Annotated in this window: 24 protein-coding genes; 13 read left to right on the top strand and 11 right to left on the bottom strand. The window is 72.0% G+C overall.

The features are described 5' to 3' along the window. Positions 1–38: 38 nt before the first annotated feature. Complete coding sequence (locus BLW76_RS03810; protein WP_091304457.1) at positions 39–734, top strand: response regulator transcription factor; 696 nt, start codon at positions 39–41, stop codon at positions 732–734. A 3-nt stretch (positions 735–737) separates the two neighbouring features. Beyond that, entirely contained in the window at positions 738–2,021 is a 1,284-nt protein-coding gene (locus tag BLW76_RS03805; protein WP_091304456.1) for an ATP-binding protein, read from the top strand. Here the strand turns inward: BLW76_RS03805 and BLW76_RS03800 are convergent. The 6 genes from BLW76_RS03800 to BLW76_RS03775 form a co-directional block, all read right to left on the bottom strand. Continuing rightward, positions 2,018–2,641: a helix-turn-helix transcriptional regulator gene (locus BLW76_RS03800; RefSeq protein ID WP_091304455.1), complete on the bottom strand. Its 624-nt coding sequence runs from the start codon at positions 2,639–2,641 to the stop codon at positions 2,018–2,020. The genes BLW76_RS03805 and BLW76_RS03800 overlap by 4 nt on opposite strands. Positions 2,642–2,744: 103 nt before the next feature. Further along, entirely contained in the window at positions 2,745–3,452 is a 708-nt protein-coding gene (locus tag BLW76_RS03795) for a response regulator (RefSeq protein ID WP_167384458.1), read from the bottom strand. Between the two features lie 20 nt (positions 3,453–3,472). Then, positions 3,473–4,321: an NAD(P)H-binding protein gene (locus BLW76_RS03790; RefSeq protein WP_091304454.1), complete on the bottom strand. Its 849-nt coding sequence runs from the start codon at positions 4,319–4,321 to the stop codon at positions 3,473–3,475. Next, positions 4,318–5,622 carry an MFS transporter gene (locus BLW76_RS03785; protein WP_167384457.1) on the bottom strand — a complete coding sequence of 435 codons (1,305 nt, stop codon included), beginning with the start codon at positions 5,620–5,622 and terminating at the stop codon, positions 4,318–4,320. Before BLW76_RS03785 ends, BLW76_RS03790 begins: the two co-directional genes overlap by 4 nt. 237 nt (positions 5,623–5,859) lie before the next feature. Further along, positions 5,860–6,387 carry a GtrA family protein gene (locus tag BLW76_RS03780; protein WP_167384456.1) on the bottom strand — a complete coding sequence of 176 codons (528 nt, stop codon included), beginning with the start codon at positions 6,385–6,387 and terminating at the stop codon, positions 5,860–5,862. Between the two features lie 85 nt (positions 6,388–6,472). Beyond that, positions 6,473–8,683, bottom strand: coding sequence for a sigma-70 family RNA polymerase sigma factor (locus BLW76_RS03775; protein WP_091304451.1), 2,211 nt, complete (start codon positions 8,681–8,683; stop codon positions 6,473–6,475). A 270-nt stretch (positions 8,684–8,953) separates the two neighbouring features. Between BLW76_RS03775 and BLW76_RS03770 the strand changes: the two genes are divergently transcribed. The 5 genes from BLW76_RS03770 to purE all read left to right on the top strand — a co-directional run bounded on the left by BLW76_RS03770 (position 8,954) and on the right by purE (position 14,118). Continuing rightward, positions 8,954–9,799, top strand: a complete 846-nt coding sequence (locus tag BLW76_RS03770; RefSeq protein WP_091304450.1) for a GGDEF domain-containing protein — start codon at positions 8,954–8,956, stop codon at positions 9,797–9,799. A gap of 71 nt (positions 9,800–9,870) precedes the next feature. Beyond that, positions 9,871–11,214 carry a glycosyltransferase 87 family protein gene (locus BLW76_RS03765; RefSeq protein ID WP_091304449.1) on the top strand — a complete coding sequence of 448 codons (1,344 nt, stop codon included), beginning with the start codon at positions 9,871–9,873 and terminating at the stop codon, positions 11,212–11,214. Beyond that, on the top strand, positions 11,189–12,397 hold the full coding sequence (locus BLW76_RS03760; protein WP_091304448.1) for a glycosyltransferase 87 family protein: 1,209 nt from the start codon (positions 11,189–11,191) through the stop codon (positions 12,395–12,397). The genes BLW76_RS03765 and BLW76_RS03760 overlap by 26 nt, the downstream gene beginning before the upstream one ends. A gap of 13 nt (positions 12,398–12,410) precedes the next feature. Then, on the top strand, positions 12,411–13,595 hold the full coding sequence (locus BLW76_RS03755; protein ID WP_091304447.1) for a 5-(carboxyamino)imidazole ribonucleotide synthase: 1,185 nt from the start codon (positions 12,411–12,413) through the stop codon (positions 13,593–13,595). Between the two features lie 25 nt (positions 13,596–13,620). Then, positions 13,621–14,118, top strand: coding sequence for a 5-(carboxyamino)imidazole ribonucleotide mutase (gene purE, locus BLW76_RS03750; RefSeq protein ID WP_091304446.1), 498 nt, complete (start codon positions 13,621–13,623; stop codon positions 14,116–14,118). Positions 14,119–14,215: 97 nt separating this feature from the next. Here the strand turns inward: purE and BLW76_RS03745 are convergent, their stop codons facing one another. After that, entirely contained in the window at positions 14,216–15,889 is a 1,674-nt protein-coding gene (locus tag BLW76_RS03745; protein WP_208613199.1) for a class I adenylate-forming enzyme family protein, read from the bottom strand. Between the two features lie 106 nt (positions 15,890–15,995). On the opposite strand from BLW76_RS03745, the gene BLW76_RS03740 reads away from it, so the two are divergent. The 3 genes from BLW76_RS03740 to BLW76_RS03730 all read left to right on the top strand — a co-directional run bounded on the left by BLW76_RS03740 (position 15,996) and on the right by BLW76_RS03730 (position 18,749). Then, positions 15,996–17,153 (top strand): acyl-CoA dehydrogenase family protein, encoded by a 1,158-nt coding sequence (locus BLW76_RS03740; RefSeq protein ID WP_091304444.1) that lies wholly within the window; start codon positions 15,996–15,998, stop codon positions 17,151–17,153. 172 nt (positions 17,154–17,325) lie between these two features. Continuing rightward, the gene (locus tag BLW76_RS03735) at positions 17,326–18,255 is read left to right on the top strand and encodes an esterase/lipase family protein (RefSeq protein ID WP_091304443.1); all 930 of its coding nucleotides are present in this window, start codon (positions 17,326–17,328) and stop codon (positions 18,253–18,255) included. Positions 18,256–18,323: 68 nt separating this feature from the next. Further along, positions 18,324–18,749: a hypothetical protein gene (locus tag BLW76_RS03730; protein WP_091304442.1), complete on the top strand. Its 426-nt coding sequence runs from the start codon at positions 18,324–18,326 to the stop codon at positions 18,747–18,749. On the opposite strand, the gene BLW76_RS03725 is transcribed toward BLW76_RS03730, so the two are convergent. Further along, positions 18,746–19,144, bottom strand: coding sequence for a hypothetical protein (locus BLW76_RS03725; RefSeq protein WP_091304441.1), 399 nt, complete (start codon positions 19,142–19,144; stop codon positions 18,746–18,748). The genes BLW76_RS03730 and BLW76_RS03725 overlap by 4 nt on opposite strands. A gap of 81 nt (positions 19,145–19,225) precedes the next feature. Between BLW76_RS03725 and BLW76_RS03720 the strand changes: the two genes are divergently transcribed. After that, positions 19,226–20,041: a DUF1206 domain-containing protein gene (locus BLW76_RS03720; RefSeq protein ID WP_091304440.1), complete on the top strand. Its 816-nt coding sequence runs from the start codon at positions 19,226–19,228 to the stop codon at positions 20,039–20,041. Here BLW76_RS03720 and BLW76_RS03715 read toward each other — a convergent pair. Then, entirely contained in the window at positions 20,038–21,903 is a 1,866-nt protein-coding gene (locus BLW76_RS03715; RefSeq protein WP_091304439.1) for an elongation factor G, read from the bottom strand. The genes BLW76_RS03720 and BLW76_RS03715 overlap by 4 nt on opposite strands. 247 nt (positions 21,904–22,150) lie before the next feature. Between BLW76_RS03715 and BLW76_RS03710 the strand changes: the two genes are divergently transcribed. Next, complete coding sequence (locus BLW76_RS03710) at positions 22,151–22,591, top strand: DoxX family protein (RefSeq protein ID WP_091304438.1); 441 nt, start codon at positions 22,151–22,153, stop codon at positions 22,589–22,591. A 49-nt stretch (positions 22,592–22,640) separates the two neighbouring features. Here the strand turns inward: BLW76_RS03710 and BLW76_RS03705 are convergent, their stop codons facing one another. Then, positions 22,641–23,345 carry a TIGR03089 family protein gene (locus tag BLW76_RS03705; protein WP_091304437.1) on the bottom strand — a complete coding sequence of 235 codons (705 nt, stop codon included), beginning with the start codon at positions 23,343–23,345 and terminating at the stop codon, positions 22,641–22,643. A gap of 107 nt (positions 23,346–23,452) precedes the next feature. Between BLW76_RS03705 and BLW76_RS03700 the strand changes: the two genes are divergently transcribed. Then, a complete protein-coding gene (locus tag BLW76_RS03700) occupies positions 23,453–24,289 on the top strand; it encodes an NmrA family NAD(P)-binding protein (protein ID WP_091304436.1) in 837 nt (278 codons plus the stop codon). A 36-nt stretch (positions 24,290–24,325) separates the two neighbouring features. On the opposite strand, the gene BLW76_RS03695 is transcribed toward BLW76_RS03700, so the two are convergent. Further along, complete coding sequence (locus BLW76_RS03695; protein ID WP_244170059.1) at positions 24,326–25,522, bottom strand: LCP family glycopolymer transferase; 1,197 nt, start codon at positions 25,520–25,522, stop codon at positions 24,326–24,328. Positions 25,523–25,535 lie beyond the last annotated feature (13 nt).

The following is a 25,535-nucleotide window of genomic DNA, read 5'->3' as shown; positions in this document are numbered from 1 at the left end:
TTTTCACGCCCGTGAGCCGTAGAGTTGGCCAGGTGAGCATGGTCCTACTTGCCGAAGACGATCCGGCCATCGCCGAACCGCTCTCCCGCGCCCTCGAACGCGAGGGATACGAGATCCACGTCGTCACCGACGGCCCTTCGGTGCTCGACGCCACCGCCGCCCAGCGCGTCGACCTGCTCGTGCTGGACCTGGGCCTGCCCGGGATGGACGGTCTCGAGGTCTGCCGCCGGCTGCGCGCGGCCGGCACCGAGCTGCCCGTCCTGATGCTCACCGCCCGCACCGACGAGGTCGACTTCGTCGTCGGCCTCGACGCGGGCGCCGACGACTACGTGGCCAAGCCGTTCCGGCTCGCCGAGCTGCTCGCCCGGATCCGCGCGCTGCTGCGCCGCCGGGTGCCCGAGGTGCTGGAGGCCGGCGGGGTCCGGATGGACCTCGGCGCGCGGCTGGTCACCGTGGACAACCACGAGGTCCAGCTGGCGAACAAGGAGTTCGAGCTGCTGCGCGTGCTGATGACCCGGGCCGGCCAGGTCGTCAGCCGCGACGAGATCCTCGCCGAGGTCTGGAACGACCTCGAGTCGAAGACGTCCAAGACGCTCGACATGCACATGTCGTGGCTGCGGCGGAAGCTCGCCATCGCCGCCGACGAGGCCGCCGGCCGGACCACCAAGGCCCACGACGGCGAGCGGCGGATCGCGACCGTCCGCGGCGTCGGCTTCCGCTTCAACGCCGAATAAGCCGTGCGCCGCCGCATCCTGCTGGCCATCCTGCTGGCCGTCGCCGTCACCGCGGCGGTCCTCGGCATCCCGCTGGGCATCGTGGCGAGCTGGCAGATCGAGTCGAGCTACCGCGAGACGCTCGCCGAAAACGCCCGCGCGGCGGCGGCGATCCTGGACACCGAGATCGCCAACGGCCAGGAGATCGACCTCGACCAGGTGCGCGCGGCGGTCCCGGCGAACGGGCTGCTCACCGTGCGGACCAGCGGCCAGGAAGAACGGCGGTACGGGAGCTCCCCCGGCGAGGACACCGTCACCGAGACGGCCGACCTGGCCAGGGACGGCAAGGTGGAGATCGCCGTCCCGGCCGGCCCGATGCACGACCGGCAGACGACGGTGACGCTCGTCGTCGTGCTGCTGGTGCTGCTGTCGATCGGCACCGGCGCGGTGGTGGCGATCGCGACGGCCCGGCGGCTCGCGAAGCCGCTGCGGCACGTGGCCGAGCGCGCGGCCCGGCTCGGCGGCGGCGACTTCCGGCCCGACCCGAGCCGCTACGGCGTCGGCGAACTCGACATGGTCGCCGAAGCCCTGGACGCGTCCGGCACCGCGCTGGCCCAGCTCGTGCAGCGGGAACGCCAGCTCGTCGGGGACGTCTCGCACCAGCTCCGCAGCCGGCTGACGGCGTTGCAGCTGCGGCTGGAACCGCTCACCGTGCACTCCGACGACGAGGTGGCCGACGAGTCGAAGGCGGCGCAGGAGCAGGCCGACCGCCTCGCCGAGGCCCTCGACGAGCTGCTGGCGGCGGCCCGCGCGGCCCGCGAGGTCGGCGCGGAACCGGTGGACCTGCCGCACCAGCTGCCGGAAATGGCGCAGGAGTGGCGCGAGCTGCTCCGCGCGGAGGGCCGCAACCTGCGGACGCGCGTGGCCGACGGCCTGATGGCCAGGGCCACTCCGGGACGGCTCCGCGAGGTCGTCGGCGTCCTGCTGGACAACGCCCTGCGCCACGGTTCCGGCACGGTGAGCATCATCGCCCGCCGCGGCGACGCCGAGGGCACGGTGGTGATCGAGGTGAGCGACACGGGCCCCGGCGTCCCGGACGAGCTCGCGCCCCACATCTTCGAACGCGGTTTCTCCGGCGGCGGTTCGACGGGCGTGGGCCTGGCGCTGGCCCGCGCCCTGGTCGAGGCCGACGGCGGCCGCCTCGAACTGTCGAACCGCCGTCCGGCGGTGTTCAGCTTGTTCCTGAAGGTGCCCCGGCCGAGCGACGTCCCCGAGGTGCGGTGGCCGGCCGAGCGCGTCCCGCGTTAGATCAGCCCCTCCCGCAACGCGTAGGCGACCGCGTGCGACCGGTTCCGCAGCTGGAACCGGTTGGTCACGTCGTGGAGGATGCTCTTCACCGTGCGCTGCGAGTAGCACAGCTCGTCGGCGATCTCCTGCGTCGAGTACCCGGCCGCGACGAGCTTGAGCACGTCGGTCTCCCGGTCGCTCATGCCGCCCAGGCGCAGCCCGCGCGGTTGCAGCACCTGGCGCTGCAGCCGCGAAACCCGGTTCAGCAACCGGCCGAGCAGGTCGGGCGGCAGCGCGCCCTCCCCGGCCGCGGCGGCCTTGATCAGGCGGACGAGGACGTCGGGCCCGGCGTCGGCGCGGCGGGCGACCGCGCAGACCCCGTGCTCGACCGCGTTGAGGATTTCGTTGTCGTCGACTTCGCCCGCGACCAGCACGATGCGGGTGAAGCCCTGGTGGTGCAGCGCGGACAGCAGCTGCGTCATTCTCTCGTCGATGCGGTCGGCGACCAGCAGGGCGACCAGAGCCGTGCCGTCGTCGACCACCCGGACGTCGTCGCGCGAACGCAGCGCCATGCAGACGCCGTCGTGCAGGATCGGATCGGTGGCGCGGACCACCACCGGGGTCCGGTCGGTTTCGAACATCGTTCCCCATTCCCCTCGAACGGTGCAGGCTGCCCAGCCTGCCCGCTCGGGTGTCCCGGGCGCATGGGACCGGCGTCCCGATGTTGCCCGGGTGTACCGACCTTCAGGACTTCGGTTTGGGGGTCCGGGTGGCGGAGCCCCCGGCCCGGGGCGAAGCCCCGCTTGTCACAGAACGGCCGAGGCCCGCGTCCCTGGCCCGGACGATCGCCTCGGCGCGATCGGCGACGTGGAGCTTGGCGAAGACGTTCGAGATGTGGTTGCGCACGGTCTTGGGGCTCAGGCACAGGGTGCTCGCGATGACGGTGTTGCTGTGCCCGGCCGCGATCAGCGCGAGCACCTCGCGCTCGCGCCCGGTCAGCTCCGGGAACACCGGCTCGCTGACCGGTGGCTGGTTGAAGAAGGCGAGCACGCGGTTGGCGATGTCGGGGCCGAAGATCGCCTCCCGCCGGGCGACCGCCTGGACGGCGCGGATGATCTCGTCCGGTTCGGCGTCCTTGAGCAGGTAGCCGCGGGCACCGGCGCGCATCGCCGCGAAGACCGACTCGCTTTCGTCGGCCATGGTCAGCATCAGCACGCCGGTGCCCGGGTTCGCCGCCACGATGTGCCGGGTCGCCTGGATGCCGGACAGGTCGGGCAGGTGCAGGTCCATCACCACGACGTCCGGCTGGAGGGCGGCGGCGGAGGCGACCGCGTCGGCGCCGCTCGCGGCCTCGCCGACGACCGCGATTCCGGGTTCGGCGGCGAGCAGCGTGCCCACGCCGATCCGGAACAGGGGATGGTCGTCCACGACGAGGACGCGCAGGTCACCCACGCCAGCTCACCTCCGCATCGTCACCGTTGGTGATGGTACGCGGACGCGTTCTCCCGTGCCCAGGCCGCGAAGGTGCGCGGCGGACGGCCGAGGAGCCGCTCGATCGTGTCGAAGACGACGCGTTCGTGTGGCGCGGACTCGCGCTTGAGGGCGAAGAGGCCGTCGATGGCCTTCGCGGGCCAGCCGTACATCCGGATCAGGCGTTCCTTCGCGGCGCTTTCGGTCTCCTCGACGTACTTCAGCGGACGGCCGATCGCCTCGGCCAGGATGGCGACCTGCTGCTCGGCGGTGAGGGCCTCGCCGCCGGTGAGCCCGTAGGTCGCGCCTTCGTGGCCGGACGTCGTCAGCGTGAGCGTCGCGACCTCGGCGATGTCGCGGACGTGGACCAGCGCGGACGGCGGGTCGGTGTCCGGGACGTACACGGCGTTTTCCTCGCGGATCGAGCCGATCCAGGCGAACCGGTTGTCCATGAAGGCGCCGGGCCGCAGGATCGTCCACACCGGCCCGGCTTCGCGGATCGCCTGCTCGGCTTCCGCGTGGGCCGTGGTGATCGCGTCCTTCTGTCCGAAGTGGACACCGGTGGTGGACAGCTTGACGAGGTGGGGGACGCCGGCCCGGGCAGCGGCCTGCGCGACCGCCGCTTCGCGGTCGGCGATGTGCCCCTGGGTCAGGACGAACACGCGGTCCGCGCCGTCGAGCAGGGCGGGCAGGTCCGACGTGTCGAGGTCGCCGCGGACCACTTCGGCCCGCGGGTCGATGCGGGCCTTCGCCGGGTCGCGGGTCAGGGCGCGGACGGGCGCGCCGGCGTCGAGCAGGGCGGGGACGAGGTGGCGGCCGACCTTGCCGGTGGCGCCGAGGACGAAGATCATCGTGAAGTCTCCTGTCGGGAAAGGGGGACGTGGGGGAGCGCGAACGCCGTGACGAGGCCGAGCGCGAGGACGGGCAGCAGCGTGAGGAACACGCTGTGGGTGCCGGCCTGGTAGGCGAAGCCGAGCGCGACCGGCCCGAGGGCCGAGCCGAGTGCGCGGGCGAGGTTGACGCCGGCGGCGACCGCACCGCGGTCCGCGGCCGGGGCGGTGTTCTGCGTGGCCATGGCGAGCACCTGCAGGTTGAGCCCGGCCGCGAAGCCGAAGACGACCAGGCAGCCGAGGACCGCCGGCAGGCCGTCCAGGGTGAGCAGGCCGAGCACCGCGAGCAGGCCGAGCGCCATGCTCGCCCGCGGCGCCCAGCGATAGGCGCCGGTACGGGCGATGACCTTGCTCGCGACGGCCGAGGCGACCGCGACGGCGATCGTCATCGGCACCAGCCGCAGGCCGCCTTCGGCGGGACCGGCGTCGGCCTGCAGGAAGACCGCGATGTAGTTGACCGAGCCGAGGAAGGCGAACCCGGCGAGCACGCTGAGCAGCACGGACACGGTGAACGTGCGGTCGCGGAACAGCCGCGGCGGCAGCACGGGCGCTTCGGCCCGCCGTTCGACGACCACGAACACCACGGCCGCCACCGCGCCGACGCCGATCGACCACGGCGCGAGCAGCGTGAACCCGGTGATCGCCGTGCCCAGCAGGACCACGCCGGCGAAGTCGAACGGCGCTTCCCGCCGCCGCTTCGACAGATCGAGCGAATTGAGGCAGGCCAGGGCGACGAGCCCGAGCGGCAGGTTGACCAGGAAGATCGACCGCCACCCGGCGACGCCGGTGAGCAGGCCGCCGACCACCGGACCGGCGAGCGAAGCGACGGCGAAGCAGATCGAGAACCAGCCGAAGTACTTCGCGCCTTCGCGCGGCGAGAACATTTCGCCGAGCGAAGCGCCGACGGTGACGAAGAGGCCGCCGGAGCCGGCGCCCTGCAGCACCCGCCCCGCGATCAGCAGCCCGGCCGACGGGGCGAGCCCGCAGGCGAGCGAGCCGAACAGGAAGAGGGCGAGCGCGGCGAGGAGCACGCGTTTGCGGCCGAAGACGTCACCGAGCTTGCCGTACAGCGGCGCGGTGGCGCTACCGGCGAGCAGGTAGGCCGTGGTGACCCAGGCGTAGGCACCGGTGCCGCCGAACTCGGCGGCGATCCGGGGGAGCGCGGTGGCGACGACCTGGGCGTCGAGCATCGCGAGGAAAACGGACAGGAACAGGCCCGTGAGGGCAGGTTTCAGGGCGCGCGAAGGCGCGATCGTGCTCAAGAACAAATCCTTGTTTCGGCAGAAGGGACGAGAGATTTCGGCCGCGCGGAAAACACGCGCCGACGTCGAGTCGGGAAAAGGCTCCATCGTCATCCGCGAACGGATGCGACCTCTTCGCGCTCGGAAACCACCTCGAATCGTCCCGCTCGCCCGGCCGAACCCGGACGGCGTCCACTACGCAGGAACCACTGACGAAGATGACCGTAGACAACTACATGTCAAAGTGCAAGTACTTTTTCAGGGGAGGCGGGTGACCTGGTCGGTGTCCCGCCGTCGCTCGCCCAGCTCGTCCGGGAACACCCACTTCTTGAAGCCCCAGAAGCGGAAGAACATGGCCAGCAGCATGCCGATGATCGAGCCGCTCGCGAAGTCCGCGACCTCCTGGACCAGGAACGTCACGTGCGGGACCTCGAGGTCGAGCACGTATCGCGAGACGATGAGGGGGACCAGGTTGACGCCGACCGCGATGCCGCTGATGACGAAGAACAGCGCGGCTTCGTGGTGGCGCTCGCGTCCGCCGCGGGTCCGGAAGGACCACTCGCGGTTGAGGATGTAGGACACGATGGTGGCGACGATGATCGCGATCGCCTTCGCCGTGGTCGGCTTCGGCTCCAGCACCGTGAGCTTGAGCGCGTACCAGACGCCGTTGTCGACCAGGAACGTCGTGCCGCCCACGATCGCGAACTTCAGCAGCTCCCGGTGCTTGATCAGCACCGAACGCAGTGGTTCCGGCGTGCGCTTGAGCACGGTTTCCACAACGGTCACACGACGCAGTCTAGGAGCACACCGCGTAAACCCGTGGTTCAGGCGGCCTTGCTGTCGGGATTGTCCGGTTACCGGCGTGGCTTCGTCAGCCGATCAGCCAGCGCAAACCCAGCTCGGGGCTGACGGTCGGCGGTTTGGCCCCCGGCTTCCCGCCGGACCGCGGCGGCGCGCTCGTCGTGGTCGTGGTCGTGGACACCGGCGGCTCGCCCGAAGACTCCTCCGTCGTCGTGACCGGCGGCTTCGACGTCGGCTTCGTCGGCGTCGGCTTCGAGGGCTTCGTCGGCTTCGGGATCGACGGTGTCGTCGGTGGCGTCGGCGTGGGCACCGGGTCCTTGCCGCACCACAGGCGCCAGCAGCCGAAGTCCACGGTCACCGGCGGTGCCGTCGCCCGGCCCAGCTGGGCGGTGATCGTCACCCGGCCCTCGTTCGGACGGCCCAGCAGCCGCACCCACAGGTTGACGTGCTGGCCCGGCGCCAGCGCGCTCTTCGTCGTGCAGGTGGCGCCTTCGTCCGTCGTCGTGCAGGGGAAGCCGCGCAGGCTCCACCACCGCTTGAGCGGCTGGTCGAAGGTGACCGTGACCGGCTTGGTCGTCTCGCCGGTGTTGCGGACCCGCACGTAGACCAGCGGGTGGTGGTTCCAGGGGAACGCCGAGAGCCCGTCGCCCTGCGCCTCCAGGACCACGCCGTCCGGCGGGACCTTCACGGTGACCTTGACGTCCACCTCGGCGGAGACCTGCACGCCGGCCGTGACCGACACGTTCACCGTGCCGCCTTCGGCGTCTTCGCCTGCCTCCAGCCGGAAGTTCAGCGTCGCGCTCTGGCCGGGCTGCAGGCCGGCGCCGGTCCGGCAGGTGACCGTGCCCTCGCCGCCGGGGCAGTTCACCGAGATCGGGCCGGGGGCCTGGGCGCGGGCCGCCGCGCCGCCGCCACCGCCGGTGTCGACCGCGCGCACCCCGCGCGGCAGCGTCAGCGCGACCGCCACCGGCTCGGACAGGCTGCCGCCGTCGTTGCGGACGGTGATGGGCAGGTTCGCCGCGGAGCCCGGGCTGAGCTCGACGCCGTCCGGCGGGGCCGTCGCGGACATCGACGGCTTGGCCGGGGCCGGCGTGGGCGGCGGCGCCGGGGCCGGCGGGGCGACCGGCGGCGGCGCGGGCTGGACCGGGGGAGCCGCGGGCGGGGCGGGCGGCTGGGGTGGCTCGGGTGCCGGGGGCTGCGCCGGTGCGGGCGGGGCCGGTGGCTGGGGCTTCGGGGCCGGCGGTTCGACCTGCTGCGCCGGCGGCGGTGCCGGGTTGGCGACCGGGATCTCCTGCGTCCCGCCGCCCGCGGTGAGCGCGATGACGACGGCCGCGACGAGCGCCGTGCCGGACGCGGCGACCCCGGCGAACTGGCGCGGGCCCGCGGCGGCCGCGGACGCACCGGCCTTGCCGCCGGCGGCCGCGGCACCGACCGCTCCGGCGGTGGCCGCCGTGGCCGCGCTCGCCTTCGCGGCGCCGATGGTGGCGAGGTAGCCCAGCGCGGCGCCGCCCAGGACGATCGGGGCGATGATCGCGCGCAGGCCGCCGTTGACGTCGGCGAGCTCCGCGGCCAGCGCCCGGCAGTTGTCGCACTCGTCGAGGTGGTTCTCGACCTGGGCGCGTTCCCGCTTGGACAGCCCGTCGCGGGTCCACGCGCCGAGCCGCTCGGCGCAGGCCCGGCAGCGTTCTTCGGCGTTCTCCTGCAGGTGGACCTGCAGATACGCCTGCCGAAGCCCCTCGCGGGCGCGGTAGGCGAGCGCGGAGACGCCGTTCGCGGTCAGGCCGAGCAGCGGCGCGACCTCGGCCGGGCTCTGCTGCTCGATCTCGGTGTGCCAGAGCACCGCCTGCCAGCGTTCCGGCAGCCGGGCGAACGCCTTGGCGGCCATGGTCCGCTCGAGCCCGGCGACCGCGGTGTCCGAGAACGGCACGGTCAGCGCCTCGGCCGCGGCGCCGCCGACCTGGGTCATGTCCTCGTTGAGGTCGACCCGGCGTTCCTTGCGGGTGCGGTCGTACGCGGTGTGACGCAGGGCGGTCAGCAAGTACGCCCGGAAGGCTGTGTCCGGGCCCTTGCCGCCACGGAGCGTGTCGAGCACCTTGGCGAACGCCTCGGACACGAGATCATCCGCTTCGGAGCTGGAGCGGGCCAGCTGGCGGGCCAGGTTGTGGGCCGCGCCGGTGTGCCGTTCGTAGAGCGTGCCGTACGAAGCGATCTTCCCGGAGCGGACCTCCGCGATCAGTTCGGCGTCACTCTTTCCGCTGAGATCGGCGGGAACTGTGGACACGGCACTCCTCGGTCGGCTAGGGCCAGGACCTGCCATTACAGGCCGATCCGGGACGCGAGACAAGTGTGACTGACCCACCCCCGGCGGTCACGTCGTGGTCGGCCTGATGACTCCGACGGCGGAGCAAAATCACCCACCCCTGGGCCGAGCGGGGGAAAAGCTCCACGACAAAAACTGGTCAGTACGCGTCACGGTGTCCCTCGGGGTACGTCCTCATCGTGAAGCGACGGACAAGATCGTTGCGAACCGGACGAAAGGGGCGGGTGGCCAGTGGATGTTCCGGCTACGCGACCCGATTCCGGTGACACCCCGCCCACCCAGGCCGAGCGAGACGCCTCCCTGCGTGCGCTGCGGGCCCGCTGGCGCACGGCCAGCCTCGCCGCCGGCTGGCGGTTCCCGAGCGACTGGGCCCTGCCCGAAGTGGACGCCGTCTGCGCGGCCGTGATGGCCAAGGGCCGCGTCGAAGCCGCCGAAACCGCGCTGGCCGGCCTGGCCAGGGCCAGGGCGGCGGCCGGTGCGGGCCTCGCCGAGACCCTCGCCGACCTGGCCGCGCTGCACGCGGTGCTCGGCCACGGCGGCGACGGCTTCGTCGCGCCGGACGTCGACGCCACGCCCGCGCGGCTGCTGCGGACCACGGCGCTGGCCTGGGCCGACGTCGCCACCGACCAGCTCGTGCACACCGAGGTCACCGACGCGCTGACCGGCCTGCCGTCGGCCGCCTACCTGCGCACCCGGCTCGCGGAGGTCTACCGCGCCGCCGCCGCGCGCGACCGGCCGGCCGCCGACGACCACGTGCTGCTGGTCGTCTCGCTCGACCTCAGCGCCGTCGCCGGGTTCCCGCGGCTGACCGGGATGATCCTGGTCGCGGACGCGCTGCGGTCGGTGTTCGACAGCGGGCAGAGCATCGCTTCGCTGGGCCCGTCCGTCGTCGCGGCCCTGGTCCCGAAGGACGAGCGGGTCGCTTCGCACGGTGTCGCGCTGCGCAGGGCGCTGCACGAACGGCTGTCGGTCGACGCGCAGCTCGCCGACGTGGGCAAACCCCGCGTCTCGGCGGTCCGGCTGCCGGCCACCCACGAGCTCGCCTGCGACCTGCTGGCCCACCTGGCGCGCGCGTAGAACACCGGAAAAGTCCGGTTTCGCCCGGACCCTTCCGACCGTGACCGGGCCGGTCATGATTTCCTGGTGCGGTGACCCGGACCGTTTCCACCGACGTCGACGGCGCTGTCGCGGCCAGACCCCAGCACCGCCTGGCCCTGCGGAAATCCCTCGCCCGCCTGTCCGTCCGCCCGCGGTCGATCCTGATCCTGTCGGTGATCCCGCTGTTCGCGATCGGGTACGGCATCTACGGCTGGCAGCACGACTGGGTGCTCGGCGTCGACAGCGCGGTCTACCGGGCCGGCGCGCTGACGCTGCTGCAGGGCGACTCGCTCTACGACGCCAACACGCTGCCCAACGAGCCGTGGTGGGCGCTGCTGCCGTTCACCTACCCGCCGACGGCCGCGCTGATCTTCGTCCCGCTCGCCGCGTTCCCGACGCAGATCTCCTGGGGCCTGATCACCGCCGTCTCGCTGGGGGCGATGGCCCTGTCGATCCGGATCGCGATCGGCGCCCTGCCGCGGCCGGCCGCCGACGGGCCGCGCTGGTGGGCCTCGCCCGCCCGCTCGACCATCGTGTTCTTCCTGGTCTTCCTCGCCCTCGAGCCGGTGTGGCGGACGATCTTCCTCGGCCAGATCAACCTGATCCTGATGGCCATGATCCTGCTCGACATGCTGGTCATCGGCGCCCGCGGCAGCCGGTGGGGCGGCGTGCTGGTCGGCGTCGCGGCGGCGATCAAGCTGACGCCGCTGGTGTTCCTCGGGCACCTGTTCATCACCGGCCGCCGGATGGACGCGATCCGCGGGTTCGCGACGTTCGTGCTGCTCCAGGGCCTGATGTTCCTGATCAACGCGCACGACGCGGCGAAGTACTGGACCGTGACCCTGCCCGACACCGGCCGGATCGGGCCGGTGCACTGGGCGGGCAACCAGTCGCTGAACGCGCTGATGAACCGGGCCACCGACCTCGCGCCGTGGGCGTCGAAGGCGGCCATGGGCATCGGCTTCCTGCTCGCCGTCCCGGCCCTGTGGCTGCTGCTGCGCTTCCACCGCAAGGGCCAGGCCCTGGCCGCGCTGCTCGTCACCGCGTTCTGGACGCTGCTGATGTCGCCGATCTCGTGGACCCACCACTGGGTGTGGGTCATCCCGCTGATCGTGCTGCTGGTCTCGCGGCTGCCGAAGACCACCCCGAAGACGGCGTGGAAGCGCTGGGTCGGCACCGGCCTGGTGGCGTTCGTGTTCGTCAGCTGCGTGCTGCTGATCCTGCCGAACGGCCGCAACGTCGAGCTGCACTGGAAGGTGTGGCAGAACGTCCTGGGCGACGCCTACATCCTGATGCCGGTCGTGCTGGCCTTCGCCCTCATCCTGAGGTGGGGCCTGTTGCGGCGAGCGCGGAAGAAGGCGGCCGCGGATGTCGACGTCCCCGCCGGCGTCTGAGGCGCGCGCCGGCCGCCTGCTCGCCGGGACCATCGCGCTGCTCGTCCTGGCGTTCGGCGTGGTCGGCTGGCTGGCCGGGTGGCACCTGGGCGCGGACAGCGCGGTGTACCGCGCGGGCGCGCTGACCCTGCTGCACGGCGACCCGCTCTACACGCGGGACGTGCTGACCGCGCTGCCGGACTGGGTGCGGCTGCCGTTCACCTACACGCCGGCCGCCGCGCCGCTGTTCCTGCCGCTCGCCTTGGTCCCGTCCGGCCTGGTCTGGGGCGTGATCGCGTTTTTGTCGGTGGTGGGTCTTATCGTCGTCGTCACGGTGGTTTCGTCGCCGCCGGGGCGTGCATCCCTTCTGGGAAGAAGGTGGTGGGCGCTGCCGGCGGGAACGGCCGTCGCGCTGGCGCTGGAACCGGTGTGGAAGACGCTGTTCCTGGGCCAGATCAACTTGATACTGATGGCGTTCGTGGTGCTGGACGTCCTGGTGCTCTCCCTCCGTGGGTCGCGGTGGGCGGGTGTGCTGATCGGCGTGGCGGCGGCGATCAAGCTGACCCCGCTGATCTTCGTGCCGCACCTGTTCTTCACCGGCCGGTGGAAGGACGGGCTGCGGGCCCTGGGCACGTTCGTGGCGCTCGAAGCGGTGATGTTCGCGGTCATCCCGGCCGACGCGGTGCGGTTCTGGCGGGATTCGGCGACCGACCCGAGCCGGGTCGGGTCGGTGCACTGGATCTTCAACCAGTCGCTCAACGGGCTGGTCAACCGGGCCTCCGCGCTGGCGCCCTGGTCGCTGGCGGTGGCGGTCGGGGTGGCGGCGGTGCTCGCCGTGCCGGCGGTGTGGCTCGTCGTGCGGCTGCACCGGCGTGGCGAGGACGCGGCCGCGCTGCTCGTGACGGCGTTCTACGGGCTGTTGCTGTCGCCCGTGTCGTGGTCACACCACTGGGTCTGGTGCGTGCCCTTGATCACCCTGCTGGTGGTGAAGGCGCGGTGGTGGGCCGCGGCGGCGGTCGCGGCGCTGTTCGTCTCGCAGGTCGTGATGCTGGTGCCCAACGGCGGTGACACGGAGTTCGGCTGGGGCCTGGGCTGGTCGGTCCTCGGCAACGGGTACGTGCTGGCGGCGGCGGCCGGGATCCTCGGGCTGGCGGCGCGTGAGCTACGTCTGGTCCGGCGGTCGGCCCGCCTGGTGACCGTTTAGGCTGATCGGCGCTATGGACAAACACACCGGTCTGCCCGTCGTGGGCATGGTGGGCGGCGGCCAGCTGGCCCGGATGACCCACCAGGCGGCGATCTCCCTCGGCCAGTCCCTGCGCGTGCTCGCCGCGGGCGAGAACGAAGCCGCGGGGCTCGTCGCCGGCGACGTCACCCTGGGACACCACACCGACCTGGACGCGCTGCGGAAGTTCGCGGCCTCGGTCGACGTGCTCACCTTCGACCACGAGCACGTGCCCGGCGAGCACCTGCTGACGCTGGCGATGGAGGGCCACGTCATCCGGCCGGCGGCGAGCGCGCTGGGTTTCGCGCAGAACAAGCTCGTGATGCGCGAGATGATGGCCGGCCTCGGCGTGCCGGGCCCGGCGTTCGCCGAGGTGTCCACTGTGGATGACGTCGTGGCGTTCGGCGGCGAGCACGGCTGGCCGGTGGTGCTCAAGGCGGCGACGGGCGGGTACGACGGCCGCGGCGTCTGGATGCTCGACACCGCCCAGCACGCGCGCGAGACCGTGCCGGAGCTGCTGGAAGCGGGCACCGCGCTGCTGGTGGAGGCGAAGGTGGCGATGCGGCGGGAGCTGTCCGCGCTCGTCGCCCGCTCGCCCTTCGGCCAGGGCGCGGCGTACCCGGTGGTCGAGACGGTGCAGACCGGCGGCATCAACACCGAGGTCCTCGCCCCGGCACCGGGACTCGACGACTCGCGCGTGCACGAGGCACAGGACCTGGCGCTGCGGATCGCGGCGACGCTGGACGTCACCGGGCTGCTCGCGGTCGAGCTGTTCGAGACCGACACCGGGCTGCTGGTCAACGAGCTGGCCATGCGCCCGCACAACTCCGGGCACTGGACGATGGACGGCTCGCGCACGTCGCAGTTCGAGCAGCACCTGCGGGCGGTGCTCGACTACCCGCTGGGCCGCACGGACCTGGTCGCGCCCGCGTGCGTGATGGCGAACGTGCTGGGCGCGCCGGAGCTGCCGGAGATGGGGCCGGACGAGCGGCTCCACCACCTGTTCGCGCGGTACCCGGAGGCGCGGGTGCACCTCTACGGCAAGCAGGAGCGGCCGGGGCGCAAGCTCGGGCACGTCAACTTCACCGGCGAGCGCATGGACGACCTGCGCAACCGCGCGCTGCTGTCGGCGCACTGGCTGTCCCACGCCGTCTGGCTCGACGGCTACGAAATCCACTGACGATCCACTGACAGGAGAGGTCGGTATGGCGCCGCAGGTGGGCGTGATCATGGGCAGCGACTCGGACTGGCCGACGCTGGAGGCGGCGGGCGCGACGCTGGAGGAGTTCGGCGTCGAGTACGAGGTCGGCGTCTACTCGGCGCACCGCACGCCGCAGCGCATGCTGGACTACGCGACGTCGGCGGTCGCCCGGGGCATCCGGGTGATCATCGCCGGCGCGGGCGGCGCGGCGCACCTGCCCGGCATGGTGGCCTCGGCGACGGTGCTGCCGGTGATCGGCGTACCGGTCCCGCTGAAGTACCTCGACGGCATGGACTCCCTGCTGTCGATCGTCCAGATGCCGGCGGGCATCCCGGTGGCCACGGTCTCCGTGGGCGGCGCGCGGAACGCGGGCCTGCTGGCGGTCCGGATCCTGGCCGCGTCCGACGAAGGCCTGCGCGCGAAGATGGCGCGCTTCCAGCAGGACCTGGAGAAGCTGGTGCTCGACAAGGACGCGGCGCTGCGCGAGAAGACCGGCCACTAGCCGTCCAGGTCGCCGATCAGCTGTTGCTGGAGCGCCCCAATGTGGCGTTGGGTGCGTCCAACGCACCCAACGCCACATTGGGGGCATCCGGATCGAGCTAGTCGAGCTTGCCGGTCAGCTGTTGCCGGAGCTCGCGCTTGAGCACCTTCCCCGCGGCGGACACCGGGATCTGCTCGACCACGTGCACCTCGCGCAACCGCTTGTAGGGCAGCACCTTCTCGTTGACCGCGGCCATCAGCTCGTCGGCGTCCAGTGCGCCGCGCGGCACCACGAACGCCACCGGGAGCTCGCCGACCTCGGGGTCGGGGCGGCCGACCACCGCGGCCGCCGCGACGCCCGGCAGTGTGACGAGCAGCTCCTCGAGCTCGCGGGGGAAGACGTTGTACCCCTTGTACAGCAGCATGTCCTTCTTGCGGTCCACTATGGACAGGTAGCCGTCGGCGTCGAGGATGCCGATGTCGCCCGTGTGGAGCCAGCCGTCCACCAGGGCCGCCGCCGTTTCGTCCGGGCGGTTGCGGTAGCCGAGCATGATCTGCGGTCCGCGCAGGCAGACCTCGCCCTTCTCGCCCGCCGGGAGCGGGTCCTCGCCGCCCTCGGCCGGGACGATCTTGACCTCCGTGTCGAAGATCGGCAGGCCCACCGAGCCGACCTTGCGCGTGCCCGACCGGTACGTCGGCGAGATCACCGCGCCCATCGTCGCCTCGGTGAGGCCGTAGCCCTCGGCGACCACCACGTCCGGGAACCGCTCGCGCAGGGCGGTGATCATCGCGTGGTTCATCGGCGCCGCCCCCGAGCCGATCGACCGGACCGACGAAAGGTCGGCGGTGTGGAACGACGGCGTCGCGAGCAGGGCGGCGAACAGCGCCGGCGCGCCGCCGATGCCGGTGATGCGGAGCCGTTCGGCGTCGGCGACGTACGCCGCCGGGTCGAAGCGGGTGTGCAGGACGATCGTCGTCCCGGCGATCACCGCCGCGTTGAGGCCGCCGATGATGCCCATCGCGTGGAACCACGGCGTCAGGTTGATCGCGACGCCGGTGCCCAGGCGGGACGGCCACTCGTCCGCGCTGCCGACCTGGTCGATCGTGACGTCGCCGTGGGCGTCGAGCGCCGGGACCGAGCCGGTGCCCCAGCAGGCGTGCTGGAGCGTGTTGACCACGACGTTGCGGTGCGACAGCCGCACGCCCTTGGACCGGCCGGTGGTGCCGCCGGTGTAGGCGAGGTGCGCGAGGTCCTCGTGGACGTTCAGCTCGATCGCAGGCTGAGTCTCCGGCTGGCCGGCGTGGAACGCCTGGAACTCGACGGCGCCCTCGGGCAGGTCGCCGGTGGGCTGGACGACGACGGTGAACCGCGCCGGGATCCGGTCGGCGACGCTCGCGAGCGCGCCCGCGACCGGGCCGAACGTCACCACGGCCGCGGCCTCGCAGTCGGCGAGCTGGAAGGCGAGGTCGTCCGGCGGGAGCAGCGGGTTCGCCGGGCTGAAGGTGGCCCCGGCCAGGAGCGTGCCGTAGTAGGCGACCGGGAAGGCCAGGCAGTTCGGCAGGTGCAGCGCCACGACGTCGCCGCGGCCGATGCCGCGTTCGCGCAGGGCGTTGGCGAACCGGCAGGCGGCGCGGTGGGTTTCGGTGAACGTGAGGCTGTGGCCTTCGTGGGCGAAGGCGGTCCGGTCGCCCCAGCGCGCGGCACCCGCCGCCAGGATCGAACCGGCCGGGACTTCGGGGTAGTCGAGGGAGGCGGGCAGACCGGGCGGCGTCGTCGGCGCGGTGAGCGGCATCACTCGACCATACGAATTCTGCGGTCAACGCCACAAGGACGACGCAGGTGAACGAGCGCTAACATCGACGGAACCCCTCCCGACGTTGCAGAGAAGGTGACCGGAAGTGACCGACGGCCTGTACCAGCTTGCCGAAGAGCACGAGGAGCTGCGGGCCGCGGTCCGGGCTCTGGCCGAGAAGGAGATCGCGCCGTACGCGGCGGAGGTCGACGAGAACGAGCGCTACCCGATCGAGGCGTACAACGCGCTGGTCAAGTCCGGGTTCAACGCCGTCCACATCGGCGAGGAGTACGACGGGCAGGGTGCCGACGCCGTCGGGGCCTGCATCGTGATCGAAGAGGTGGCCCGGGTCGACGCGTCGGCGTCCCTGATCCCGGCCGTGAACAAGCTGGGCACGCAGCCGATCATCCTTTCGGCTTCCGAGAGCCTCAAGAAGCTGGTGCTGCCGTCGATCGCGTCCGGCGAGGCTTCGGCTTCGTACGCGCTGTCGGAGCGCGAGGCCGGGTCCGACACCGCCTCCATGCGCGCGCGGGCCCGGCTCGACGGTGACCACTGGGTGCTGAACGGCACCAAGTGCTGGATCACCAACGCCGGAGAGTCGTCCTGGTACACCGTGATGGCCGTGACCGATCCGGACGCCGAGAAGAAGGCCAACGGCATCTCGGCCTTCGTCGTCCACAAGGACGACCCCGGTTTCTCCGTGGGGCCGAAGGAGAAGAAGCTCGGGATCAAGGGTTCGCCCACCCGGGAGATCTACTTCGAGAACTGCACGATCCCCGAGGACCGGATCATCGGTGAGCCCGGCACCGGCCTGAAGACGGCGCTGAAGACCCTCGACCACACCCGGCCGACGATCGGCGCGCAGGCGCTGGGCATCGCGCAGGGCGCGCTGGACGCGGCCGTGGCGTACGTGAAGGACCGCAAGCAGTTCGGCAAGTCGATCGCCGAGTTCCAGGGCGTGCAGTTCATTCTCGCCGACATGGGCACGAAGATCGAAGCCGCCCGCCACCTGGTGTACGCCTCGGCGGCGGCGTCGGAGCGCGGGGACAAGCGCGCGGGCTTCATGGCTTCGGCGGCGAAGGCGTACGCGTCCGACATCGCGATGGAGGTGACGACGGACGCCGTCCAGCTCTTCGGCGGGGCCGGGTACACCCGCGACTTCCCGGTGGAGCGCATGATGCGCGACGCGAAGATCACCCAGATCTACGAAGGCACCAACCAGATCCAGAAGGTCGTCATGGCCCGCGCCCTGCTCAAGGGCTGACCGCCCGGACTCCGGCGACGCCCCCGGCACCCACGTGGTGCCGGGGGCGTCGGCTTTTACCAGGCGAAACGCGGCAGGAAAACCACTCACCAGGGGGAGGTTCGAACAAGTTACTCGCGCGTTAAACCTGCGGTGACGCGGGTCACCATCGGTTCACAGAGAGGTGAAGCGGATGGGCGCAACGACGCGCAGGTGGCTCACGGCGGCCGCGGGCACGGCACTGGCACTGGCACTCGGGGCGGGGACCGCTCAGGCGGCCGAGAAGGAACCCACCGGGCCCGTGCAGCCGAACATCCTCACCGCCGCCGTCTACTCGCTCGGTGCCCCCACCATCGCGCCGCCCGGGGCGAACGACTGGAACTGCCGGCCGAGTGAACGGCACCCGAATCCCGTCCTGCTCTCCAACGGGACCACCGCCAACGCCTACGAAAACTGGGCCGGCCTCTCCCGGAAGCTCGCCGACGCCGGGTACTGCGTCTTCGCCGGGAACTTCGGCGGTACGCCCGGCTCGTTCCTGCAGACCGTCGGCCCGATCGCCGACACCACGAAAGCGCTTGCCGCCTTCGGGGACCGGATCCTCCAGGCCACGGGCGCGACGAAGCTGGACGTCGTCGGGCACTCGCAGGGTGGGATGAACGTCCGGTACTGGATCAAGTACCTCGGCGGCGCGGACAAGATCAGCCGGCTCATCGGGCTTTCGCCCTCCAACCACGGCACCGATCTCTTCGGGCTGCTCAGCACCCTCGAGCGGATCCCGGGGGTGCCCGCCGCGCTCGGGACCGTCTGCCAGGCCTGCAACGAACAGGCCGTCGGGTCGGACTTCCTCGGCGATCTCAACTCCGGTGGGGAAACCGTGCCCGGCATCCAGTACACCGTCATCCAGACGCGGTACGACGACGTCGTGACGCCGTACACGAGCGCCTTCCTGGCGCCCGCGCCGAACGTGAAGAACATCCTGCTGCAGAACGTCTGCGGGCTCGACTTCACCGACCACCTCGGCATCACCTACGACCCCGTTGCCGCCGGGCTCGTGCTCAACGCGCTCGACCCCGCGCACGCGAAGACGCCGCCCTGTGTCCCTGTGCTGCCCGTCATCTCCTGACGTTCGCCACATGAGACATAACCCACCGCCGGGGCGTTTTCGCGCTCCGGCGGTGTCACTCTCGAACCATGTACTGGCCGGTTCCGGCGTCCTGGACGCCCCACGACGAAGCCGAGCTGGTCGCCGGCTGGCGGCTGTGGCTCGAGCTGTCCGATCGCGCCTGGCCCACCGCCGCCTGGGACGGGACGCCTGGCGGTGCCGTGCGGCAGCTGCGTGACCTGCTCGCCGCCTGCGACGAGATCGAGACCGCCTACCGGGCCGCCGCCGAGGTGCCGTCGCCCGGGTTCCTGAGCCTCACGCAGGGGCTCGCCGTCACCGCGGGCTCGGCCATCTCGCTGTGGTTCGACGACTTCGACCCGCTCGACGGCGAACGCGCGGCCCTGCTGCACGAGGACCTCGTGCGCTTCGCCGAACAGGCCGAACAGGTGCTGACGCTGCTCGCGGTCAACGGCGGCTGGGCCGGCCTCGACGAAGTGCGGCGCCGCCCGGCCTAGGACCCGGCCAGCGTGGGATCGGTGCCGCCCTCGGCGACCGGCAGGAACCGCGTGCCGCACAGGTCGCCCAGTGGGCGGTCCAAGGTCAGCTCCGAGCCCGGTCCGATCGCCCAGCCGAGCTCGATGGCGGTGTCGGCTTCCTCCCGGTACTCGACCAGGTGCGTGACGTCCCCGTCGGCCACCGACCACTCGCCGCCGACGGTCAGGTGCAGGTGGGCAGCGAGTACGCCGGGCGCCGGAACGTGCCAGCGGAAGCGGCGGACGAGGAATTCCTTGCTCCAGCTCGCCCAGTACATCCAGCCCGTTCCGTCCGCCCGGAAGCCCAGGTCGGAGTACTCGGGGTCGCTGGGGTAGACCTCCTGTTCCGACCAGTAGCCGATCAGTTTCGTATGCACAATCGGATCGTCCCAGGCACAGCAAGTGATTAGGCCGCTTGGCCCAGCGGAGCGGGGTCGGGCGTGGGTACTCCAGCAGGCATGAACCGGACAGAGGCCACCGCCGAAAGAGGCGAGAAGAGTAACACCGCGCAACTGCTCGGCCGGGCCGGCATGGCGTGCTACGGCGTCGTACACCTCATCATCGCCTGGCTCGCCGTGCAGGTCGCCTTCGGCGACAACGAGCAGGCCGACCAGAAGGGCGCGCTGGAACAGATCGGCTCGACGGCGTTCGGGCAGGTCCTGCTCTGGATCGTCGCCATCGGGCTGGTCGCCTTCGGGCTCTGGCAGTTCCTGATGGCCGCCACCGGCTACGAATGGGTCAGCGGCGGGAAGCGGACGCGCAAGCGGCTCGGCGCCGCCGCACGCGGGGTCGTCGTGCTCGTGCTGGGCTTCACCGCCTTCCGGCTCGCCACCGGCAGCGGCGGGGGCGGGTCGAGCAGCCAGAAGCAGCAGGAGTTCACCGGCAAGCTGCTGTCGCTGCCGGCCGGGCCGGCCCTGGTGGTGCTCGTCGCCGCGGCCGTCCTCGGCGTGGCGATCGCCGCCGCCGTCAAGGGCGTGAAGCAGAAGTTCCTCGAAGACCTCAACACCACGGAGCTGCCGGGCCGGTCGCGCCGCTGGGTGGGCTGGCTGGGCACCACCGGCTACCTCGCCAAGGCCGTCGTCTTCACCGTGGTCGCGATCCTGCTGGCCATCGCCGGGTTCGACGCCGACGCGCACAAGGCAGGCGGGCTGGACGCCGCGCTCAAGACGCTCGCCGCCCAGCCCTTCGGCCCCGTGCTGCTGATCGTGGTGGCGCTCGGCCTCGCCGCGTTCGGCGTCTACTGCTTCGCCGCGGCCTGGGCCCACAAGCGCTAACGCCGGGCCACCTGCGCGAGGTACTCCTTGCGGTCCAACGGGTTCTCGCCGGTCCGCGGCCGCACCGGCGGCGGACCGGGGTGGGGCCGGTAGTCCGCGAACTCGCTGAGGAACACCGCCTCACCCTGGCCGAGCGCGGGCAGGGCCTGCTCGAACTCGTGGACGTGCTCCGCCGGGATGGTGCCGTGCAGCGTGCACGACGTCGTCCCGGCGACGGGCTCGCCGGGCACCGCGCGCAGCTCGGCGAGCTTGAGCAGCACCGCGCTGACGGCGTGCGCCGGGACCTCGAGCTCGAAGCGGTGCACCGGCTCGTGCACGCGCGTGCCCGCCTGCTCGAGCGCCGCCATCAGCACCAGCGGCGTCAGCTTGCGGAAGTCGGCCGCGACGCTGTTCGGGCTGTAGAACGCGGTGTGCGTCAGCGTGACGGCGGCGTCGAGGACCTCCCAGCCGTGCAGGCCCTGCTCCAGCGTGGTGCGGACGGTCTCCTCGATCGCCCGGTGGAACGCCAGGGGCAGCGACCCCAGCTCCACCGACAGGCCGAACGTGACGCCGGAGCCCGGCGGCCCCGGCTCGACCCGCAGCCCGACCGTGGCGAAGAAGTACAGCCGCTGCCCCGGATCCAGGTCTTCGAACGCGGCGCCGGTGCCGACCGGCTTCTCGACGTACAGGGTGCGCGTCTGCTCGAAGGTGACGTCGATGCCGGCGCCGTCGGCCAGCATCGAGCTCAGCACCTGCTTCTGCACTTCACCGTAGAGCCGCACGGAAAGGTCGTGGCCGCGGCGGCGGACGTCGATCAACGGGTCCTCTTCGGACAGCCGGGTCAGCGCCGTGTACAGGGCGGCGGCCTGCTCGGGCCGGACCGGCCGCACCACCGTCTCCAACGTCGGCGGCGCGAACACCGCGCCGCGCCGCGCCGGGCCGGGGGAGCCGAGCCGGTCGCCGATCCGGACCTCCCGCAGCCCCCGCACCCGCGCGACGTCGCCGGCGAGCGCCACGTCGTCGTCGGCGGCGGTCCGGACGGCCGAAACCCGGCCGGTGAACTCGGTTTCGCCGCGGTAGAAGGCAATCCGCTGGTGTGGCGCCAGTGCTCCGGAGTGCAGCCGGGCGTAGGCGATCTTCTCCCCGGCGCGGCCGCGGTCGATCTTGAACACCGTTGCGTGCAGCGGCCCGGCGCCGGTGCGCTCGGTCGCCGGGAGCAGCTCGGCCATGGCCGTCACGAGGTCCGCGACGCCCGCGCCGGTGATCGCGGAGCCGGACAGGACGGGGTACAGGTCGCCGCGCGCGACCTGGCGGACGAGTTCGGCGCGGCACTCCGCCTCGCCGGCCGCACCGTCCACATAGGACTCCAGGAAGGCGTCGTCGCCGTCGGCCAGCAGCTCGGCCAGCTCGTCGGGCGACGCGGTCAGCGCGATCGCCCGCGGCGCCAGCTTCGCGCGGATGTCGCCGAGGCGGTCGCGGGCGCCCAGCCGGTCGGTCTTGTTGACGAAGACCAGCGTCGGAATGCCGAGCCGGCGCAGCGTCCGCATCAGCACGCGGGTCTGGGCCTGGACGCCTTCGACGGCGGAGACCACCAGGACGGCGCCGTCGAGCACGCGCAGGGCCCGCTCGACCTCGGCGATGAAGTCCGAGTGGCCCGGGGTGTCGATCAGCGTGATCCGGGTGCCGCCGGTCACGAAGGAGGCGACCGCCGAGCGGATGGTGATGCCGCGGCGGCGTTCGAGCTCGAGGGAGTCGGTCTGGGTGTCGCCGCGGTCGACGCTGCCGAGGCGGTCGATGGCGCCCGCTTCGAAGAGCAGGCGCTCGGTCAGGCTGGTCTTACCGGCGTCGACGTGCGCCAAAATGCCGATGTTCAGGGTTTTCACGGTCGTGGGAAGTCCTCTGTGATGCGGGTGACAGGCCGGGCAGGACGGTCTGTCGGCGCATCGGGGTCTCCTCACGGTCGTGGACGCAGGTCAGGGCGAAGATAGCGGCGGCGGACAGTACGCGCACCCGAATTTCGTGCCTGTCGGTTTCCTGTCGATCACCGTCCGGAGCTTCGGCTGGGGGTGCCCGGTGCCCTACTTTGGGTCGGGTCAGTTGAAATTTCACCCACCGGGGAGCTGAAACCGGATGTTCGGACGATTCAAGGACGTGGCCCTGTTGCTGGGGAGGATCGGCGTCGCGGTCGTCTTCCTCGCGCACGGGCTCCAGAAGTGGAACAACGGTATCGACGGCACGGCGAAGTTCTTCGAGATGTCGGGCATCCCGCTGCCCACGGTCGCCGCGATCTTCGCGATGGCGGTCGAAATCCTCGGCTCGGTCGCCTTCATCGTCGGCTTCCTGCTGCCGCTCGTCGGCATCGGCTACGTCGTGATCTCGGTCGGCGCGCTGCTGTCGGTGCACATCGACAACGGCCTGACCGGCCAGGGCGGCTACGAACTGGTGCTGGTGCTGGCGCTCGCCGGGCTCGCCCTCGGCTTCAACGGCGGCCGGCTCTCGCTCGACCACCTGCTGTGGGGCCGCAAGCGCGCCCGCCGCGACGCCGAGGTCGGCGAACTGCAGAACGCCTGACCTCGTACCTTTCGTGAAGGCCACCTCGGGTGAGGTGGCCTTCACGCTTTTACGCGGGGAGGTCCGCCGTGGTGCGCTCGGCGTCGCGGCGGGCGGCCAGCTTCGCCGGGTCGGCGTTGCTGACGTGGACCAGGTGGGCGCCCGCGGCGAGGGGGACGAGCAGGCCGTCGAGGATGCCCTCCGGTTCGGTCCAGTCGCGGGTGGACAGCACCCGGTCGGTCGCGGTGAGGCCGAGTTTCGCCGCGCGGGCCCTGGCTTCGGCCAGCACCTCGTCCACAGTGGACTCGAAGAGGGCGGCCGCGGTGCCGGGCACCGGGAACAGCGGGCGGTACTGGTCGCCCGCCAGCCGCGCCTCGCTCAGGTAGTCGAACGCGCCGCCGCCCGGCGGCTCCGCGAGGCCGCGGCCCATCGGGTCCAGGGTGACGACGGCGGTGGCCGCCGCGCCGGTCGGCTCCGGGTCGTCGGGCCCGACGAACGCCACCCGCGCCCCGGCGCCCTCGGTCACCACGCGCGCCCCACACCACCACGCACCCAGCAGCACGCCCACGGTCTGCCAGTGCGCCGGGAGCTGCACCGCCACGGCGTCGCCCGGCTCGATGTCGAACTCCTCGGTCAGCCAGTTGGCCGTCTTCGCCGCCCAGTTGGCGGTGGTCGCCACGGACAGCTCGACGCGGCTGCCCAGCTGGTCGTCGTAGTGGGTGATCAACGGTTGGGCGGCCGGCAGCGGGCGCAGCAGCTCGTCGGTCAGGCTCATGGGCACAAGGCTAAGGCGCGGACCAGGCGCCGCGCCGGTTGACACCGGATGACCGGCCTCAGTACGTTTGCTTTGAAAGCAAATTAATCTCTGAGCTGGGGGTCACCATGACCATTCTCGTCACCGGGGCGACCGGACACGTCGGCCGCGCGGTCGTCGACGCGCTCGTCGCCGCAGGTCAGGACGTTCGCGCGTCCAGCCGTGACGTCGCGAAGCTCGACGTTCCGGACGGCGTCGCGAAGGTGAGCGCGGACCTGGAGGACGCCTCGACGCTCGAGCCCGCGCTCGACGGCGTCTCCGGGGTCTTCCTGTACACGCGGCCGCAGGGCATCGAAGGGTTCGTGAAGGCGGCCGAAGCGGCGGGGGTGCGGCACGTCGTGCTGCTGTCGTCGGCCGCGACGCTCGAACCGGATGCCGGGCAGAGCCGGATCGCGGCGATGCACCGCGCGGTCGAGGAGGCGCTGGCCGCGGCGCCGTTCGCGTCGACGGCGTTGAACCCGGGCGCCTTCGCGACGAACACCCTGGGCTGGCGCGCGGACATCGCCGAAGGTGTGGTCCGCACGCCGTACCCGGACTCGCGGATCGGCGCGATCCACGAGCGGGACATCGCCGACGTCGCCGCCCGGATCCTGATCGACGGCTCGCACGACGGGGAGTCGCTCGCGCTGACCGGCCCGGAGCCGATTTCATTCCGCGAACAGGCCGAGGTGCTCGCGGACGTCCTCGGCCGGCCGCTGCGGGTCGAAGAGCTGACGAAGGAGCAGGCGATCGAGCGCATGCTGGCGCTGGGCTGGCCGTCGGACGTGCCGGCGTCGGTCCTCGGCGCCTGGGCGCGGACGACACGGGAGCCGTCGCTGGTCACCGACCTCGTCCGTCAGGTGACGGGCAACGCGCCCCGGACGTTCCGGCAGTGGGCGGAGGAGCACCGCGCCGCCTTCGCCTGATCCCAAGGGCACTTTCACGTGAAAGTGCCCTTGGGGTCAGTTGACGCAGGGGACTCCGGGGGAGGCTTGGAGCAGCGGCGCCGCGGCGGGGGCGGCGCCGCTGCCCGAGCCGCCACCGGCCGGTGCCGGGGACGCCGGGGCCGGCCGGCCGGCCAGGCCCGCCACGTAGTCGCGGACCGCCTTCAGGTCGACCTGCACGATGCTCTGCCCGTCCTGGCTCCGGCCGTTCGCGGTGACCACCGGGATCGTCGCGAACGTCAGTTCGCCCGAGGCGATCCCCTTCGCTTGCTGCGCGAACTGCAGCAGGTCGAGGCCGGGGTCGAGGGTCAACGACCGGTGCACCGCGTCCATCAGGCCGTTCAGCGTGCCCGGGCTGGTCAGCGTGCCCGCCGAGAGCAGCTGGTGCAGGGCCGAGGACAGGAACGCCTGCTGCCGCACGATCCGGTCGAGGTCGCCGCGCGGGAGGTTCTTGCGCTGCCGGACGAACGACAGCGCTTCGCCGCCCGAGACCGTCTGCTCGCCGCGGCGGAAGTTCGCGCCCGAATCCTTGTCCTCGGTCGCGTGGTTCAGGCACACCTTGACGCCGCCGAGCGCCTCGGTCAGCAGGTAGAAGCCCAGCAGGTTGATCTCGGCGTAGTGGTCGATCCGCACCTGCGTCAGGTCCTGCACCGCCTGCACCAGCACCCGGCGGCCCTCGGTGTCGGAGTCGCGCTCGATCTTCGCCTGGTCGCGCTCGCCCTGCCCGCGCAGGGCCTGCGCGAAGTGCGCCTTCGCGATGCCGTACGCCGAATTGATCTTCGCCTCGCCGCGGCCCGGAATGGCCGTCCACGTGTCGCGCGGGATCGAGACGGCGGACGGCTTGCTGCCGTTCTTCGGGATCCGCAGAAGGATCATCGTGTCGGTGTTCACCGCGCCGTTGTTGGCCTCGGTGCGCAGCTGCCGCAGCACCCGCGCCGGCAGCGCGTTGCCCTGGGCATCCGTGCGCGCGTCGCTGCCGACGAGCAGGATGTCGTCCGCGCCGTCGTCCGCGGGCGGGGGCGCGGGCTCGCCGGCCCGCGGGGTGAGCGCGTCGGTCGTCGGGACCGTGCTCTGCAGCTGGTCCTTGGTGACGTAGACGTACCCGCTGGCGCCGAGCGCGAGCAGGGACACCAGGCCGACCGCGACCCGGCGGCTCACCCGGCCGGCCCGCCGCAGCCGCGACGGTCCCGGCCTGACGTCGTCGCTCTCCGTCACCGGATCGGCGACT

Source organism: Amycolatopsis tolypomycina (assembly GCF_900105945.1).
Lineage (GTDB): Bacteria > Actinomycetota > Actinomycetes > Mycobacteriales > Pseudonocardiaceae > Amycolatopsis > Amycolatopsis tolypomycina.
This window is presented reverse-complemented; position numbering and strand designations above follow the sequence as displayed.

Excerpts from the sequence above, each read along its gene's own strand:
- BLW76_RS03810 (WP_091304457.1), top strand. The coding sequence starts at position 39 with ATGGTCCTACTTGCCGAAGACGATCCGGCCATCGCCGAACCGCTCTCC.
- BLW76_RS03800 (WP_091304455.1), bottom strand. The coding sequence starts at position 2,641 with ATGTTCGAAACCGACCGGACCCCGGTGGTGGTCCGCGCCACCGATCCG.
- BLW76_RS03790 (WP_091304454.1), bottom strand. The coding sequence starts at position 4,321 with ATGATCTTCGTCCTCGGCGCCACCGGCAAGGTCGGCCGCCACCTCGTC.
- BLW76_RS03760 (WP_091304448.1), top strand. The coding sequence starts at position 11,189 with ATGTCGACGTCCCCGCCGGCGTCTGAGGCGCGCGCCGGCCGCCTGCTC.
- BLW76_RS03755 (WP_091304447.1), top strand. The coding sequence starts at position 12,411 with ATGGACAAACACACCGGTCTGCCCGTCGTGGGCATGGTGGGCGGCGGC.
- purE (WP_091304446.1), top strand. The coding sequence starts at position 13,621 with ATGGCGCCGCAGGTGGGCGTGATCATGGGCAGCGACTCGGACTGGCCG.
- BLW76_RS03745 (WP_208613199.1), bottom strand. The coding sequence starts at position 15,889 with ATGCCGCTCACCGCGCCGACGACGCCGCCCGGTCTGCCCGCCTCCCTC.
- BLW76_RS03735 (WP_091304443.1), top strand. The coding sequence starts at position 17,326 with ATGGGCGCAACGACGCGCAGGTGGCTCACGGCGGCCGCGGGCACGGCA.
- BLW76_RS03730 (WP_091304442.1), top strand. The coding sequence starts at position 18,324 with ATGTACTGGCCGGTTCCGGCGTCCTGGACGCCCCACGACGAAGCCGAG.
- BLW76_RS03720 (WP_091304440.1), top strand. The coding sequence starts at position 19,226 with ATGAACCGGACAGAGGCCACCGCCGAAAGAGGCGAGAAGAGTAACACC.
- BLW76_RS03710 (WP_091304438.1), top strand. The coding sequence starts at position 22,151 with ATGTTCGGACGATTCAAGGACGTGGCCCTGTTGCTGGGGAGGATCGGC.
- BLW76_RS03705 (WP_091304437.1), bottom strand. The coding sequence starts at position 23,345 with ATGAGCCTGACCGACGAGCTGCTGCGCCCGCTGCCGGCCGCCCAACCG.
- BLW76_RS03700 (WP_091304436.1), top strand. The coding sequence starts at position 23,453 with ATGACCATTCTCGTCACCGGGGCGACCGGACACGTCGGCCGCGCGGTC.